The sequence below is a fragment of the Collinsella aerofaciens genome (genome assembly GCF_020709435.1).
Taxonomy (GTDB): Bacteria; Actinomycetota; Coriobacteriia; order Coriobacteriales; family Coriobacteriaceae; genus Collinsella; species Collinsella aerofaciens_AU.
Genome location: NZ_JAJFDP010000019.1, coordinates 20,337 through 36,128, shown reverse-complemented (window position 1 = coordinate 36,128; position 15,792 = coordinate 20,337). Strand labels below are relative to the sequence as shown.

Annotated in this window: 13 protein-coding genes; 10 read left to right on the top strand and 3 right to left on the bottom strand. The window is 58.6% G+C overall.

The features are described from left to right. Window positions 1–157: 157 nt before the first annotated feature. The gene (locus LK493_RS09030) at window positions 158–625 is read right to left on the bottom strand and encodes a hypothetical protein (protein ID WP_227790796.1); all 468 of its coding nucleotides are present in this window, start codon (window positions 623–625) and stop codon (window positions 158–160) included. Between the two features lie 277 nt (window positions 626–902). Between LK493_RS09030 and LK493_RS09025 the strand changes: the two genes are divergently transcribed. After that, window positions 903–1,334 carry an Hsp20/alpha crystallin family protein gene (locus tag LK493_RS09025; RefSeq protein WP_035138719.1) on the top strand — a complete coding sequence of 144 codons (432 nt, stop codon included), beginning with the start codon at window positions 903–905 and terminating at the stop codon, window positions 1,332–1,334. Between the two features lie 82 nt (window positions 1,335–1,416). On the opposite strand, the gene LK493_RS09020 is transcribed toward LK493_RS09025, so the two are convergent. After that, window positions 1,417–2,226, bottom strand: a complete 810-nt coding sequence (locus LK493_RS09020; protein WP_227790795.1) for an MBL fold metallo-hydrolase — start codon at window positions 2,224–2,226, stop codon at window positions 1,417–1,419. A 48-nt stretch (window positions 2,227–2,274) separates the two neighbouring features. Between LK493_RS09020 and tilS the strand changes: the two genes are divergently transcribed. The 5 genes from tilS (at window position 2,275) to LK493_RS08995 (ending at window position 9,004) form a co-directional block, all read left to right on the top strand. After that, entirely contained in the window at window positions 2,275–3,813 is a 1,539-nt protein-coding gene (gene tilS / locus LK493_RS09015) for a tRNA lysidine(34) synthetase TilS (RefSeq protein WP_196025545.1), read from the top strand. A 147-nt stretch (window positions 3,814–3,960) separates the two neighbouring features. Further along, window positions 3,961–4,509, top strand: a complete 549-nt coding sequence (gene hpt, locus LK493_RS09010; RefSeq protein WP_022093938.1) for a hypoxanthine phosphoribosyltransferase — start codon at window positions 3,961–3,963, stop codon at window positions 4,507–4,509. 61 nt (window positions 4,510–4,570) lie between these two features. Next, window positions 4,571–6,646, top strand: a complete 2,076-nt coding sequence (gene ftsH / locus LK493_RS09005) for an ATP-dependent zinc metalloprotease FtsH (protein WP_265333347.1) — start codon at window positions 4,571–4,573, stop codon at window positions 6,644–6,646. A gap of 186 nt (window positions 6,647–6,832) precedes the next feature. Further along, window positions 6,833–8,017 carry a pyridoxal phosphate-dependent aminotransferase gene (locus tag LK493_RS09000; protein ID WP_227790794.1) on the top strand — a complete coding sequence of 395 codons (1,185 nt, stop codon included), beginning with the start codon at window positions 6,833–6,835 and terminating at the stop codon, window positions 8,015–8,017. Window positions 8,018–8,182: 165 nt separating this feature from the next. Next, entirely contained in the window at window positions 8,183–9,004 is an 822-nt protein-coding gene (locus LK493_RS08995) for a phosphatase (protein WP_195234978.1), read from the top strand. Window positions 9,005–9,082: 78 nt separating this feature from the next. On the opposite strand, the gene rlmD is transcribed toward LK493_RS08995, so the two are convergent. Further along, the gene (gene rlmD / locus LK493_RS08990) at window positions 9,083–10,297 is read right to left on the bottom strand and encodes a 23S rRNA (uracil(1939)-C(5))-methyltransferase RlmD (protein ID WP_321573283.1); all 1,215 of its coding nucleotides are present in this window, start codon (window positions 10,295–10,297) and stop codon (window positions 9,083–9,085) included. 581 nt (window positions 10,298–10,878) lie between these two features. Between rlmD and LK493_RS08985 the strand changes: the two genes are divergently transcribed. The 4 genes from LK493_RS08985 to LK493_RS08970 all read left to right on the top strand — a co-directional run bounded on the left by LK493_RS08985 (window position 10,879) and on the right by LK493_RS08970 (window position 15,716). After that, window positions 10,879–11,739 carry a transporter substrate-binding domain-containing protein gene (locus LK493_RS08985; RefSeq protein ID WP_006235605.1) on the top strand — a complete coding sequence of 287 codons (861 nt, stop codon included), beginning with the start codon at window positions 10,879–10,881 and terminating at the stop codon, window positions 11,737–11,739. Then, window positions 11,739–12,392, top strand: a complete 654-nt coding sequence (locus LK493_RS08980) for an amino acid ABC transporter permease (protein ID WP_006235606.1) — start codon at window positions 11,739–11,741, stop codon at window positions 12,390–12,392. Before LK493_RS08985 ends, LK493_RS08980 begins: the two co-directional genes overlap by 1 nt. Before the next feature lie 173 nt (window positions 12,393–12,565). Then, entirely contained in the window at window positions 12,566–13,330 is a 765-nt protein-coding gene (locus tag LK493_RS08975) for an amino acid ABC transporter ATP-binding protein (RefSeq protein WP_321573282.1), read from the top strand. A 310-nt stretch (window positions 13,331–13,640) separates the two neighbouring features. Next, a complete protein-coding gene (locus LK493_RS08970; protein WP_117582930.1) occupies window positions 13,641–15,716 on the top strand; it encodes an elongation factor G in 2,076 nt (691 codons plus the stop codon). Window positions 15,717–15,792 lie beyond the last annotated feature (76 nt).

The following is a 15,792-nucleotide window of genomic DNA, read 5'->3' as shown; positions in this document are numbered from 1 at the left end:
TGGGAGGCCAGGGCGCCGCTGACCGGTGGACGGCACCGAGCCGTACGCTTGGACTTAGAAGGGGGAGGCCTCGCGGCCTCCCCCTTTTTTGCGTTAACACTTCACAATGTAGTTGCATTTCACCTGTAACCCGATTGGGCTTATGGGTAATGAGCTTTTATTTAAAGACGATAAATCGAATCACAAGGGCAACTACTATGATCACGATGATCAAAAGTAGGAATTGGAGTCGATGCTGCTTACGTCGTTTACTTGATGAGACGAAGATCGTTTTCCCTTGTTTTGGCGTCTCGAGATAACGAGCCGAATGCGTTAAGGTCTGCTTGGGTCGTGGACCTCTTTGCTGCCGAGTTATGGGCGTTTTCGTCGGGTCGTCAATAATCGCGCTGTTTTTTGATAACGGTGCATCTTTCAGATATACGGGATCGCTCGATGCGACGCCCATGTGCTTACGTCCCGTCTGGGCATCCTCGAGCGTTTGATATCGATTTCTCGTCACATACTCGGGCTCTGCATCATTAATGGGCTCTTGCGAGATGTGGGGGCGATGGAACCGTGGCGGCTGCGTGGAAGTATCCTCCCCCTGCGTCGGCATAAACATATTGTTCTGGTTTTGGTCGTCCATGATGCCCTTTAGCTCGTTACCAACAACGTGTACGCGCTCATTGTAAGCCCCTTGTTATTTGTAGCTGTGGACATACTCGTTATTTAAGCTCTGGTTCAAAGAACCTTAACCTTCCTAAAACCTTAGTGCTACGCACTTAGATATGCTTATAGTAACGGACTTAAAAAACTTTATAGTCGATGTATATATGAGCATCGGGTGGGCATATATAAGAGCGTCAAAAGAAGTCCCAGTCACCTAGAAGATGACTCGGCAGTCCTATAAAGGAGTGGTAAACATGGCAAGCATGGTTCCTTATCGTTCGGTTTTTGGCGTTCGTCCCTCTGCAAGCTCGCTGTTCGATTTGTTTGATGATATGAGCGACCTAGCGAACAGCTCGATTGCCTCTAAGGCGTTCCCCGTTGACGTTGAGGATAAGGGCGATGGCTATGAGGTAAAGGCTTATCTGACCGGCGTCGCCAAGGACGATATTGATGTCGAGCTTAACGAGGGCCGTCTGTCCATTAGCGTGAATGTCGAGGAAGACGAGGAGAACGAGGGCAAGAACTTCCTGCAGAAGGAGTTCAGCTCGTACAGCGCGACGCGTGGCGTGTATCTTAAGGACGCTTCGAGCGAGGGTCTCTCGGCTAAGTACGCTGACGGCATCCTTACCGTTACGGTTCCCAAGATCGTCGAGAAGAAGAACGTTACGAAGATCTCCATCGACTAACTTCGTTGGTGTTCTTCGCTATTAAATGACAACAAAAGGGGCTGGGAAGCGATTCCCGGCCCCTTTTGCTGTTTAGGACAGTCTATTGAATGGTTGCTGGCCGATACTGACTTGCGGGGCGTATCGAGAGTTTTCGCGATCCTTGGAGAAGGGTGGCGGAGCTGCCGACCTCGTCATCCAGGGTTGCGGCTAGAGCTTTGGCATAGCTTTTGACGGTAAGGCTCGGACGATTGTTATCTTGGCTGATATGCATGGCAATGAGCTGTTCGGTGCGATCGGTAACAAGTTCGCGCGCGGCTTCGGCGGCTTGGTCGTTGGAGAGGTGTCCCCTTGCAGACAGGATACGCTCCTGAAGAAAGCGGGGATATTCTCCCTCGCGCAGCATGGCCACATCGTGGTTGCTTTCGAGCGCGAGGACTCGACAATCTTTGAGGGTGTTCATGGCCTGGCTCGATAGCTCTCCGGTGTCGGTGGCAAAGCCGATGGAATCATCGAGGGCGTCGAATCGATAGCCGACTGGATTGATGACATCGTGTGATGTTGAGTAGGTTTGCGCGTGGATGCCGGCAATGGATAGGGTGTCACCGGGGTCGAATTCCTCGACAGGCAGATGCGAAAGATTTTCTTTGCTCGAAAGTGTGCCCCTACTGGCAAAGAGGGGACCGTGCCAGTGCTTGCACCAGACATCGAGACCCTTGATGTGATCGCTATGCTCATGAGTAATGAGAAGAGCCGAGACGTTGTCTGCCGAGAGTCCCAGTTCTGCCATGCGCTTTAATGTCTCGCGGCGAGAAAGACCGTCGTCAATCATGATGAGCCCCCGGGGGCCTTCGATGAGCGCGCAGTTGCCTTTTGAGCCGCTGCCAAGGATATGAAGGTGCAGACGAGACATAAGATTCCAAAGGATACAATGGGTGCGGACGAATAGAGGAGGAAGCAAATGCCTACGGTATCACAGCATTACGGACACCATGCCGTGCCCGGGGCAGTCGATGAGACCCGAACGAGGCAGCAGGCTGCTCCTGTCGTGCTCATGGTATCAGGCGGCGCGGACTCGACGGCACTGCTTCTTATGGCGTGCACATCAAAGCTGGATATCCAAGACGGGCGCGGTGTTGCCCCCATTGCTCGCGAGCGCCTGCATGTGCTGCATGTAAACCATCATCTGCGCGGCAAGGCGTCCGATGGCGACGAGGCCTTTGTGCGTGAGCTCTGCGCGAAATATGGTTTACCGCTGTGCGTGGAGCACGCTTATTTTGATGGGGAGTCGGGCAATATTGAGGCCGCGGCCCGCGAAGTGCGCTATGCCGCGGCGCGGAGGTATGTTCGCGAGCTCTGCGCCCAGACGGGGGCACCGCGAACGGCGGCTCGTATCTGCACCGCGCACACGTCTTCGGATCGCGCGGAAACGTTTTTGATGAACGCGATTAAGGGTTCGGGCCCCGCTGGCCTATCGAGCATTCCTCGCCGGAGGAATATCGTGGTACGTCCCTTGCTCGACCTAACTCATGGCGAGCTCGTGGGCTATCTACAGGTACATGGTCAGCCGTGGCGTGAAGACGAGAGCAATGAGGATATCTCGTATCTGCGAAACTACGTGCGCCATCGAGTAATGCCAGTGGTGGTGCAGCGCAACGCGAGCGTCTGCAAGACGATTGGCGCCGCCTGCGAGATCTTAGGCGATGAGGACGCGTTTTTGTCTCAGCTTTCGGCACAGGCGTTTCGAAGCTGTTTGCGCAAAGAGGCAGCGGGTGCGCTGGTGCTCGATGCCAGGCGCCTGGCTGCGGCCGAGGTGGTAATCGCGCGGCGCATCGTGCGACTGGCGATTAAGCGCATCGATCCGGACGCTCGTCCCGAGATGCGACATGTGGAGCGAGTCCTTTCCTGCGTTGCCGAGGGCACCGGCTCGGTCACGCTTCCGGCGGGGATTGACGCACGCATTGAGTTTGGCATGCTGGCGTTTAAGGCGCCGGCGGCTCGCGAGGGCCTGGTCGCGGGCTGGGTTACCGTACCCGGTCGTTTGCCGTTGGGCGGGGGACGTATGCTGGTCACAGAACCGATGGCTGTTGAGCCGGGATGCGATATCGTGCGCCGCGCCCGTGAGCTTGCGGCTGCCGGGGAAGTGACAGCTTTGGTAGACGCGGCTGCCCTGGGTTTTGCCGACAGCGATAGTGAGCGGATCCTGGCGGGCTCGCGTGGCGAGATCCCTGCCGAGGCGCGATTGGCGCGCCTGTGGGTGGACGGTCCCGCGCCGGGAGACGTGATGTGCCCGTTAGGGATGAGTGGCCGAAGCAAGAAAGTATCCGATTTGCTAGGTGAGGCTCGCATTCCCGTTTCCGAGCGCGCCGGCGTGCCCATGGTGAGGACGGCGCCGGGGGGTGCCGTGGTGTGGGTCGCCGGAGTTCGCGCGGACGAGCGTTTTAAGTGCACGGCCGCAACGCGCGTGGCATATCTGCTCCGCGTGGTCGATGCGGAATAGCGTCCCACGCCTGCTATTCTGTGCGACGTTGACGGTATTCCCGCGCTGATGGCGCACGGGCTGGTAAATTTACCCCGTGCGCTGCTAGAATGTGTAGTTCGCGTCCATACGGCGGTGTGTGGGCGATAAGCACAAGAAAGGGTTGTCATGGCTTCTCAACATCCGGATATCGAGAAGGTTCTGTTTACGCAGGAGGATATCGACGGTATCGTCTCTCGCCTGGGCGAGGAGATTACGCGCGACTACGCGGGTAAGGATCTGGTGCTGATTGCGGTCCTGCGCGGCGCCGTGGTCTTTATGGGCGACCTGATGCGTAAGATCGAGCTGCCGACCAACATCGATTTCATGGCTGTTTCGAGCTACGGCGACGGTGTGAAGTCCTCGGGTATCGTGCGTATCATTAAGGACCTGGATATCGACATCCGCGGTCGCGACGTGCTGATCGTCGAGGACATTCTGGACTCGGGCCTGACGCTCAAGTATCTGATGAAGAACCTCGAGAGCCGCAAGCCCGCTTCTCTGGAGGTCGCCGCCTTCCTGTGGAAGGACGTTGAGGACCGCGTCTCGGCCATCACGCCCAAGTATGTTGGAACCCATTGCCCCGATGCCTTTGTGGTGGGCTACGGCCTCGACTATGCCGAGCGCTATCGCAACCTTCCGTATCTGGGCATTTTGAAACCGGAGGTTTATTCGTAAGATGCCCGACGACCATAACGATAACAATTCCCAGACTCCCCGGGAGCCTAAGATCCCGGGGATGTCCGGAGGCAAGAAGCCCACGCGTACGGGCTGGCTGTATTTTATTTTGGCTTGCGCGCTTCTGGGCTACGCCTTCTTTAACATGGGCTCCGGCTTTGCCAATTCCAGCAATACCGTTAAGCTCGCGACGAGCGAGATGGTGAGCGCCATCAAGCAGGATCGCGTCGAAGATCTGACCTATACGGTTCAAGATGGAAGCGTGACGGGTCATTACTGGAAGACGAAGAAGGACAAGGGCGATACGAGCGAGCTCAAGAGCTTCTCCTCGACCTATGTCGGCTCCGATTCGCTTGCCGAGCTCATGGCGGAGCACCCCGATACCAAGTACATCGTCAACACCAACGATCCCGATTTTTGGGGCGACTTGGCGATGAGTGTGCTTCCGACGATCGCCCTTATCGCCATCATGTTCTACTTTATGCGCCAGATGATGGGCGCCAACAACAGGAACATGCAGTTTGGCAAGACCAACGCCAAGACCAACGAGGCTACGCGTCCCAAGGTCAAGTTCGAGGACGTTGGCGGCGTGGACGAGGCCGTCGAGGAGCTCGAGGAGATCCGCGACTTCCTGAGCGATCCGGACCGCTATCGCAAACTGGGTGCCAAGATTCCGCGCGGCGTTTTGCTGGTGGGCCCTCCGGGTACCGGTAAGACGCTGCTGGCCAAGGCCGTTGCCGGCGAGGCGGGCGTGCCGTTCTTTAGCATCTCGGGTTCTGACTTTGTCGAGATGTTCGTGGGCGTCGGCGCCAGCCGCGTGCGCGACCTTTTTAAGGAGGCCAAGTCCCAGGCTCCGTCGATCATCTTTATTGATGAGATCGATGCCGTGGGACGTCAGCGCGGAGCCGGTCTGGGCGGCGGCCACGACGAGCGCGAGCAGACGCTCAACCAGCTGCTGGTCGAGATGGACGGTTTTGAGGAAAGCGAGTCGGTCATCCTGATCGCCGCAACCAACCGTCCCGATATTCTGGACCCGGCATTGCTGCGCCCCGGTCGTTTTGACCGCCAGGTCACGGTCGACCGTCCGGACGTAAAGGGCCGCGAGCAGATCTTGCGCGTGCATGCCGAGAACAAGCCGATGGACGAGGACGTTAAGTTTGAGAAGCTCGCCCAGATGACCGTTGGCTTTACCGGTGCCGATTTGGCGAACCTGCTCAACGAGTCTGCGCTGCTGGCCGCTCGCCGCCATCGTTCCGTGATCTCGATGGACGAGGTCGAGGAGTCGATGGAGCGCGTGATTGCCGGACCGCAACGCAAGGGTCGTGTGATGACCGAAGCCGAGCGCACCACGATTGCCTACCATGAGAGCGGCCATGCTCTGGTGGGTCACATCCTGGAGCACTCAGATCCGGTCCACAAGATTTCGATTGTCAGTCGCGGTCAGGCTCTGGGCTACACGCTGCAGCTTCCGCAGGAGGATCACTTCCTCAAGACCAAGAACGAGATGCTTGACGAGCTCGCCGTGTTTTTGGGCGGCCGCGTTGCCGAGGAGCTCATGTGCGACGACATCACGTCGGGCGCGAGCAACGACCTGGAGCGCGCGACCAAGATGGCACGCGAGATGGTTACGCGTCTGGGCATGAGCGAAGAGCTGGGCACGCAAGTGTTTGGCGAGGCGCAGCATCAGGTGTTCCTCGGTCGCGATTACGCCGATCACCAGGATTACTCCGAGGAGACGGCGCGCCGCATCGATATCGAGGTTCAGCGCATCATGCGCGAGGCCCATCGCCGCGCGGTCGAGATTCTGGATGCCCGTCGCGATCAGCTCGATCTGATGGCGAAGGTGCTGCTTGAGCGCGAGACCGTCGAAGGCGACGCCGTGAACGCCCTGCTCGATAACGAGTGGGATGCCTACCTTGAGCGCGAGGGCGATATCCTGGCGGCCAAGGAGGAGCGCAATGCCAAGGCGGCCGGCATGCCGACCAAGAAGCGCGCGCCTCGCATGAGCGAGGAGGAGCTGGCGGCTGATGCCGCGGCCTTTGCGCAGGCGGCCATGCAGGAGGATGCCGAAGTGGCATCCGATGATGCTGACGATGGCCATGCCGTCGTCGATGCCGACACCGACGCCGACAAATAGTCTTTGTGGCGAAAGCCTCCGCGGGGAAACCTGCGGAGGCTTTTTTTGAGCGATATTGGGCCATCTGTTGATTGGGGACAGACTTAAATGAGCGTTTTCACGCATTTAAGTCTGTCCCCAATCAACATTGCTGCGGCACTTTGCTCGGCTAAAGCGTACAATAGCGCCTATGCGAAAGGGGAACAGATGATCAACGAAACTATGTATGCTCGCGGTGCGGAAAGCTCCATCATCCGTGAGATTTTTAGCTATGGCCTTGAGCGCAAGGCGCAGATCGGTGCGGAAAACGTATTCGATTTTTCGCTGGGCAATCCGAGCGTTCCGGCACCCGCTGCTGTGGCTGAGTCGATTAAGAAGGCCCTGGAGCTGCCGAGCGACCAGCTGCACGGCTACACGCCCGCACCGGGCCTGCCGCAATGTCGTGCCGCTGTGGCCGAATCGCTCAACCGCCGCTTTGGCACGAGCTATGAGGGCAAAGACGTATTTATGACGGTGGGTGCCGCGGCTTCGCTCACCTGCACGCTCAACGCCGTTACGAACCCGGGCGACGAGGTTATTGTTATCGCCCCGTACTTTCCGGAGTATCGCGTTTGGATTGAGAAGGCCGGCTGTACGTGTGTTGAGGCGCTCGCCGATGAAGATACGTTCCAGCTGAGCGTGGACAACGTGCTCAAGGCGATCAGCGATAAGACGGCGGCCGTCATCATTGACTCTCCCAACAATCCGACCGGTGCCGTATATACATGCGACACGCTGACGCGACTGGCCAATGTTCTGCGCGAGGCCAACGCTCAGTGCGATCCCGAGAATCCGATTATGCTCATCTCGGATGAGCCGTACCGCGAGATTGTGTACGGTGCCGAGGTGCCTTGGGTGCCCTCGATCTACGAGCACACCATCGTGTGCTACTCGTATTCCAAGTCGCTGTCGCTGCCGGGCGAGCGCGTGGGGTGGATCTTGGTTCCCAACACCAATCCGCAGGCTGCCCGTCTGATGCCGGCTGTTGCGGGTGCTGCCCGTACGCTAGGTTTTGTATGCGCACCGGCACTCTTCCAGCGCGTAATCATCGATTGCATCGATGAGCCGAGCGATGTCGAGGCCTATGCGCGCAACCGCACCGCGCTTACCGACGCACTAGCGGAGTACGGCTACACCTATGTTGAGCCGGATGGTGCATTCTACCTGTGGGTGAAGGCGCTGGAACCCGATGCGAATGCGTTTTGCGAGCGTGCAAAGAAGTATGAGTTGCTTGCGGTTCCCTCGGACAGCTTTGGTATGCCGGGTTGGTTCCGCCTGGGCTATTGCGTGAGTTACGAAACGATTATCAATTCGCTACCCGCTTGGAAACAGTTGGCGGACGAGTATCGTTAAAAGTAAAGCGCTCTGCCTACAATGTTTTACGTGAAACGGGGCTTGGTGTTAAGCCAGACCCCGTTGTCATGGACGTTGTGTCTTTGGGATGGAGTGGTTTTACGACTATCGAAGGCTATGCGTACAATGAATATAAGCGACGGCCGTGCCAGATAAGGAGACCTGATGCCCTACCTGCTTTCTTGTGACATTCATACCCATACGATATTCTCTGCGCATGCATATTCGACCATTGAGGAGAATGTGTACTGGGCGGCAGAGCGTGGCCTGCAGGTGCTCGGATCTGCCGACCATCTGAGCTCTATGGTTACGGCTTGCCCCAATGACCTGCGCAGTTACCAATTCTTTATCAACCAGGATATCTGGCCGCGCATTTGGAGCGGCGTGCTGGTGCTGCGTGGTGCCGAGGCCGATATCGTTTCGCTGGACGGAAGCCTGTTTGGCGAGGACACTCCTGTCACGCTCGATATTGCCGGTGATTCGTACAGCCGTCAGCATTCGCTGTTCGATTTGGTTACGCGAAATTTGGATTATTTGGTTGCGAGCGTGCATAATCCGCAGATTGCTGAAGGCGCGACGCTGGCCCAGACGACCGAGATGTATATCAATGCCCTGGAGCACCCCAAGGTGTTCATGCTGGGTCACACGGGGCGTTCGGGCGTGCCGTTCGATATCGACGAGGTGCTGTTGGCAGCTAAGGCCAAGCACAAGATTATCGAGATCAACAACCATAGTCTTGAACACGGTGTCGACACTGAGCATTGGGCCGTATGCCGCAAGATCGCCGAGCGCTGCGCCGAGCTGGGCGTGGGCATTGGCGTGTCAACCGATGCCCACATTGGCATGGCCATTGGCAAGCTCGATCACGCGCGCAAGATGCTCGACGAGATTCACTTCCCGCTAGATTTGATCGTGACGCGCGACCGCGAGACGCTGCTGCGCGAGATGGCGGCAGCCGGCGTGTGCGATCTGCGCAATGGGATGTAGCGGAGTTTATAAACCAAGCGAAGGGGGCGGCCCAGGCGGGTCGCCCCCTTTCTTGTCCCAAAAATCTACTGAGGTCGGTTAGCGGCGTTCGAGGACCGCTACGGTTTCGGTGTGGTCGGTGTGAGGGAACATGTCGACGGGCGTGATCTTGAGCAGGCAATAGCCTCCGTCGAGGAGCTGATGCAGGTCGCGCTCTTGAGTTACGGGGTTGCAGCTGATATAGGTGATGCGGCGCGGCTTAAGCGCGCAGGCAGCTTCGAGGAACTCGGGGGTAGAGCCGGCGCGCGGCGGATCGATGGAAAGGACATCGACCCGCTCGTTGTTATCGGCGGCATCCAGGATGCAATCGGTGGCGTCGTCGGCCATAAACCAGGCGCTGCGGGTGAGGCCGTTGAGCTCGGCATTGCGACGTGCGTCGGCAATGCCCGCCGGGTTGCGCTCCACGCCGAGCAGCATAATGCCGATGCCCTTTTTCTGGGCATCTTTAACTGCGCAAAGACCGATGGTACCGCTGCCACAGTAGGCATCCATGAGCACATCGCCCTGGTGCAAATCCATGCCGTCGATAGCGAGCTGATAGAGCAGCTCGGTCTGTTGCGGGTTGGTCTGGTAGAACGCGGTGGGGGAGATATCGAACTCGCAGCCGAGTAGCTGGTCGCGCATGCACTTGGCGCCATACACGATGCGGGTTTCCTCGCCGAGGATGGCGTTGCCGGGGCGTCCGTTGATGTTTTGGGCGACGGTGACGATGCGCGGATCGAGTGCGGCGACGGCCTCAAAGAATTCCTGCGCATGCGGTAAGTCACGCTGGGCGGTCACGAGCGTAACCATGACCTGGTCGGTACGCCAACCGCAGCGGATGACGGCATAGCGAAGCAAACCAAGATGCTTGTCCTCGTTAAAGGCGGGAATATGCAACCGCTCAGCTTCGCGTGCGATGCCGTTGAGAATCTGACGAGCGCCCGACGCCTCGACGGGGCATTCGGGTACGGCAACGATCTTGTGCGTGCCGCGCTCAAAGAAACCGCAACGGACAGCGCCCTCCTTACCGGGAGCAAAGGGAGTGGCAGCCTTATGACGAAAGCCACGCGGCGCAGGATATTTACCCGGGTCGCCAAGGGTGACGCCCATACCGCGAATAGGATCGACAGCAATGCTCTCGCGCTCACAAAGCTCGGCAAACAGCTCCTCCATAGCAGCCTGCTTAGCCGCCAACTGCTTTTTATAAGGACGATTGAGCGCCGTGCACCCACCGCAAGATTTCATGATCGAACAGGGAGACTTGGGGTCCACGGCCTTACGCGCAGACGAAACCCGATCTTTATGCGAGCGCTTGGAACGAGTCTGAGGCGCTTTATCCCCGCCTCGACGAGAGTCAGAACGCTTGGTCTTAGCTCTGCTCTTGGTCGATTTGCTTTTTGCAGCTTTAGAAGACTTGGATTTCGTAGAAGATTTCTCCTTCTTCGACCCCTCAGCCGCCTCCACCAAAGCACGACGAGCTCTACGATCCGCACGAGATTCTGCCATCAATAACTCCACTAATTCATGAATTAAAGCTGCAAGTATTGTACCGTGCCAAGCCAGCAGGCGATATACAAGCGGTTTAATCGTGTCAGCGATAAGTCCAACGATGTTTGCCCGGCGTGGGCGGGGAGCGGCGCGTAATTAAGTTTATCGCGAGTTCCGCACGCAAAGGAAAGCACTTAATGTGCTTTCCGTCTTGCGCAGGACTGTAGAGCAGGAAACTTAATTACGCGCCGCTCCCCGCCCACGCCGGGCAAGCCCTCCCTTGTACTCTATCAAGGTAAAGTGTATGATTCTGAACGTTACATGACTCACTTTACCTAACTAAAGTGCCACCAAGGGGGAATACCATGAATACCGATATGTCTCGTCGTCAGTTTGTTGGTCTAGCCGGTTCGCTCGCTACGGTTCTAGGTCTTGGCCTGGTAGGCTGCGGTGGTGGTGCCGGTAAGGGTTCCGCTGCCGGTTCTGCTGCAGCCAAGGATGTGAAGGGCGCTGCGGAGTCCAAGAAGCTCGTGGTGGGCTTTGATAAGTCCTATCCTCCGTACGGCTTTGTGGGCGACGATGGCGAGTACACCGGCTTTGATCTCGATCTGGCCAAGGCTGTTGCCGATAAGCAGGGCTGGGAGGTCAAATACGAGGCCATCGACTGGGACGCCAAGGATACGCTGCTTAACTCGGGCGCCATCAACTGCATCTGGAACGGCTTTACCATGGAGGGCCGTGAGGACGACTACACGTTCTCCGAGCCGTACATGCTCAACGAGCAGGTGCTGGTGGTCAAGAAGGATGCGGGCATCAAGGGCTGGGACGATCTTGCCGGCAAGACTGTGATTACCCAGACTGATTCCGCTGCGCAGGACGTGCTTGAGGGTGACCAGAAGGATCTGGCAGCGACGTTTGCCACGCTCGACACGATCGGCGAGTACAACACGGCCTTTATGCAGCTCGAGAGCGGCGCGGTCGATGCCGTGGCGTGCGATCTTTCGATTGCCCAGTATCAGCTTGCCGCCAAGCCCGATGCCTATACGCAGCTTGATGAGCCGCTGTCCAGCGAGCACTACGCCGTTGGCTTTAAGAAGGGCGACACCAAGTCGGCCGATGCTGTAGCCGAGTCGCTCAAGGCGCTCTACGAGGACGGCACGGTCAAGGACCTCTGCGATAAATATTCAAGCTATGGTTTGTCTTTCGATAATTGGGTGCTCAAGTAATGTCTATTCAGGTCATGATGCAGATGCTTGGCCAGGGGTTCTTGGTCAGTTTGCAGCTGTTTGTGTTGACGCTGCTCGGGTCGATTCCGCTGGGAATTCCCGTGGCGTTTATGCGCATGAGCAAAATCGCGCCGCTTCGCTGGATTGCGCGCATCTATATCTCGGTCATGCGCGGCACGCCGCTCATGCTGCAGATGTTTGCCATCTACTTTGCCCCGTATTACGTGTTTGGCATTTCGCTCACGCCCGATTCCAAGTGGACGGCGTGCGTCGTGGCGTTCATCATCAACTACGCCGGTTACTTTGCCGAGATCTATCGCTCGGGCTTGCAGTCCATTCCGCGCGGTCAATACGAGGCTGCCGAGGTGCTGGGCTATTCGCGCGTGCAGACGTTTCTGTATATCGTGATGCCGCAGGTCGCCAAGCGTATTCTGCCGGCGATGGGCAACGAGATCATCACGCTGGTCAAGGACACGTCGCTGGCGTTTGCCATTGGCGTGGGTGAGATGTTCTCGACGGCCAAGGCGCTGGTCGCCTCGCAGGTGAGCATGGTGCCGTTTGCGATTGCGGCGCTGATTTACTGGGTCTTTAATTTCGTTGTCGAGATGCTGCTGGGCGCCGCCGAGAAAAAATTGGATTACTACCATGACTAGATCGTTCCGCCGTTCTAACGAACGGCGGACTGCTCGACGCTGCGCGCGTGCCTGACGGCCAATCTGCTCCTCAAACCGTCGCTTGCGTACAGAAGTACGCGGCGCTCCTCTTTCGGAGCACATTGTCTCGCCAGTCACACGCTCGCTGACTTTTTAAACACATGGAGGTTCTCGTGTCCGGAACGGTAATGGAAATATCGAACGCCCGCAAGGCGTTTGGCGGCAATGAGGTGCTCAAGGATATCTCACTCGAGGTAAAGCGTGGCGAGGTCGTGGCGATTATCGGACCCTCGGGCGGCGGTAAGTCCACGCTGCTGCGCTGTGCCACGCTGCTCGAGACGCTCGACGGTGGCTCGCTCTCGTTTGGCGACCTTGCGGTTGCGACGGATGCGGGTTCGGGCGCGGTGTACGCAAAGGGCGATGTACCTAAACAGGCGCGCTCGCGATTTGGCCTGGTGTTTCAGAACTACAATCTGTTCCCGCACTATACCGTGATGAAAAACATCACCGATGCGCCGATCCGCGTTCTTAAGCGCCCGCGCGAGCAGGCGGAAGCTCGTGCGCATGAATTGATTGCTCAGATGGGGCTTGTGGGCAACGAGAACAAGGTTCCGTGTGAGCTTTCGGGCGGTCAGCAACAGCGCGTGAGTATCGCCCGCGCCTTGGCGCTCGACCCGGAAATCTTGTTCTTTGACGAGCCGACCTCGGCGCTCGATCCCGAGCTAACGGCCGAGGTGCTGCGTGTCATTAAAGACCTTGCCGCGCAGAATATGACGATGGTGATCGTGACCCACGCGATGCAGTTTGCGCGCGATGTTGCCGATCGCGTGGTCTTTATGGACGGAGGCCGCATTGTCGAGGAGGGTCCGGCCGAGCAGGTTATCGACCATCCGCGCGAGCAGCGCACGCGTGAGTTTTTGAGCCGTATCGAGGGATAGGCTCAGGTATTTGCTCAACTATTAATTGAGGCGAAGCCGCCGCAGGTCTTACGGTCTGTGGCGGCTTTTTGTTTGCATCGGCGGGGTTCAATAATCGCCTCACAAGCTTGTCTCTTCCTCTCGCCGCCTGTATTCATACGTGTGCCGAAAGGTGTGCATGGACGGTCGCCCGTGAGGGTAGGGTGGTGGCATAGGACATTTGGAGGGTGAGTCGGCTCGGCTGCCGACCATGCTGCTCCCGGGATGGCACCGACCGCGAACTCTCCCCGTTGGCGTCGCGCAATGCGCGCGGCCCTGCAAGGAGGTCATCATGGGTGCTCCCAAGACCGGCAATGTAAGGAACGTGGTGCTCGTAGGCCAAGGCGGGGTGGGCAAGACTTCACTCGCCGAGGCCATGCTCCACCTTTCTGGCAAGACCGCCCGCCTGGGCGGCCACGACGGCACCAAGCCCACGCTCGACTATGACCCCGAAGAGGTCAAGCGTGCATTTTCCATCTCGACGACCATTGCACCGATCGACTGGAAGGGCGCGCGCATCAATGTGCTCGATGCCCCGTGTTACCCCGATTTTATCGGCGACGCCTTTGCCGCGATGAGCGTCTGCGAGACGGCCCTGTTTGTGGTCGACGCCGAGGCCGGCCCGCAGCCTACGACGGTTAAGCTCTGGTATGCCGCCGAGGACCTGCGCTTGGCGCGTGCGGTGTTCGTAAACCGCCTGTCGCGCTCCGAGGCCAGCTTTGCGACCACGATGGACCTGCTGCAGGAGCGCTTTGGCACGCGACTGGGCGCCGTGACCCTTCCCTGGGGCGAGGGCGAGGACTTTGATGGCATCATCGACCTGGTGCGCATGAAGGCGCGCCATTGCAACGGCGCCGAAGCCGTTGAGTCTGAGATTCCCGAGGAGTATCGTGCCCAGGCCGAGGAGGCCCATGACCATCTGTGCGAGTTGGTGGCCGAGGCCGACGATGAGCTGATGATGAAGTACCTGGAAGGCGAGGAGACGCTGACGCAGGAGGAGCTTGAGGGCTTGCTGTCGAAGGCGATTGCCGAGCGCATCTTTGTGCCGGTCTTTGCGGGCGATTGCATCAAGGAGCAGGGCGTCAACTCGCTGATGGACGACATCGCGACGTACTTCCCGGCGCCGACCGACTACGGTGAGATGCCGCTTATCGACGGCGATTCGCTTAAGATCTCGAGTGACGATGACCGTCCGGTGGCGTTTGTGTTTAAGACCTTGGCCGATCCGCAGCAGGGTCGCATCAGCTTTATCAAGGTGCTGACGGGTACGCTTGAGCCGGGTCTTGAGCTGATCAACGCGCGTACCCGCAAGGGCGACCGTCTGGCTCACCTGTATGTGATGTGCGGCCGCGACATGACCGAGGTCGGTCACGCCTATGCCGGCGACATTATCGTGGCACCCAAGCTGGCGGCCGAGACGGGCGATACGCTCTCGATTACCGGCAAGGTCGAGGCTGCGGCGTTTAAGTTCCCCAACTCGCAGTACCGCATTGCCATCGAGGCCGAGAATCGCGGCGACGAAGAGAAGCTCTACACGTTTATCGAGAAGGCCTGCAAGGCCGATCCGACCATGAGCATCGACCGCGACGAGGAGACCGGCCAGACCATTATCTCCGCCGTTGGTGAGGCGCAGGTTTCGGTGCTGCTCAACCGTCTGGAGGACCGCACCAAGGTCGTTGCCAAGAGCGTGCCGATCCGCATCCCGTATCGCGAGACCATCCGCCGCACGGCGAGCGCTCAGGGCCGCCACAAGAAGCAGACCGGTGGCGCCGGTCAGTATGGCGACTGCTGGCTGCGCGTTGAGCCGCTCATTGGGCCCGACGGCACGAGCGATGGCTATGAGTTTGTGGACGAGGTCGTAGGTGGCCGTATTCCGCGCTCGCTGATCCCCGCCGTGGACAAGGGTGTCCAGGAGACCATGAAGGACGGTATTATTGCCGGCTATCCGCTCACGGGCATTCGCGTGGCTGTGTACGACGGCTCGTATCACAGCGTCGACTCCAACGAGATGGCGTTCCGCGCGGCGGCTCGCATCGGCCTGCGCAAGGCATGCGCCGATGCCGATCCGGTGGTGCTGGAGCCCATCGAGGAAATCACGGTGACTATCCCCGAGAGCTACGCCGGCGCCGTGATGGGCGACATCTCGGCATCGCGCGGTCGCGTGACAGGCATGGAGACCGATGAGCGCGGCGATACCGTGGTCATTGCCCAGGCACCGCTGGCCGAGCTGACGGATTATTCGACGCGCCTGCGCTCCATCACGCGCGGCACGGGCGACTTTACCATGAAGCCCGCTGGCTACGAGCAGGTTCCCTATGACGTTCAGGCCAAGCTGGTGGAGCGCTATGAGGAGGGTCGCGCCAAGTAGCGTGCGATTTTGCCTGCAATGTAGGTGCTGACGAAAAGGCCACCCTGGGTAACCGGGGCGGCCTTATTTGATTCCT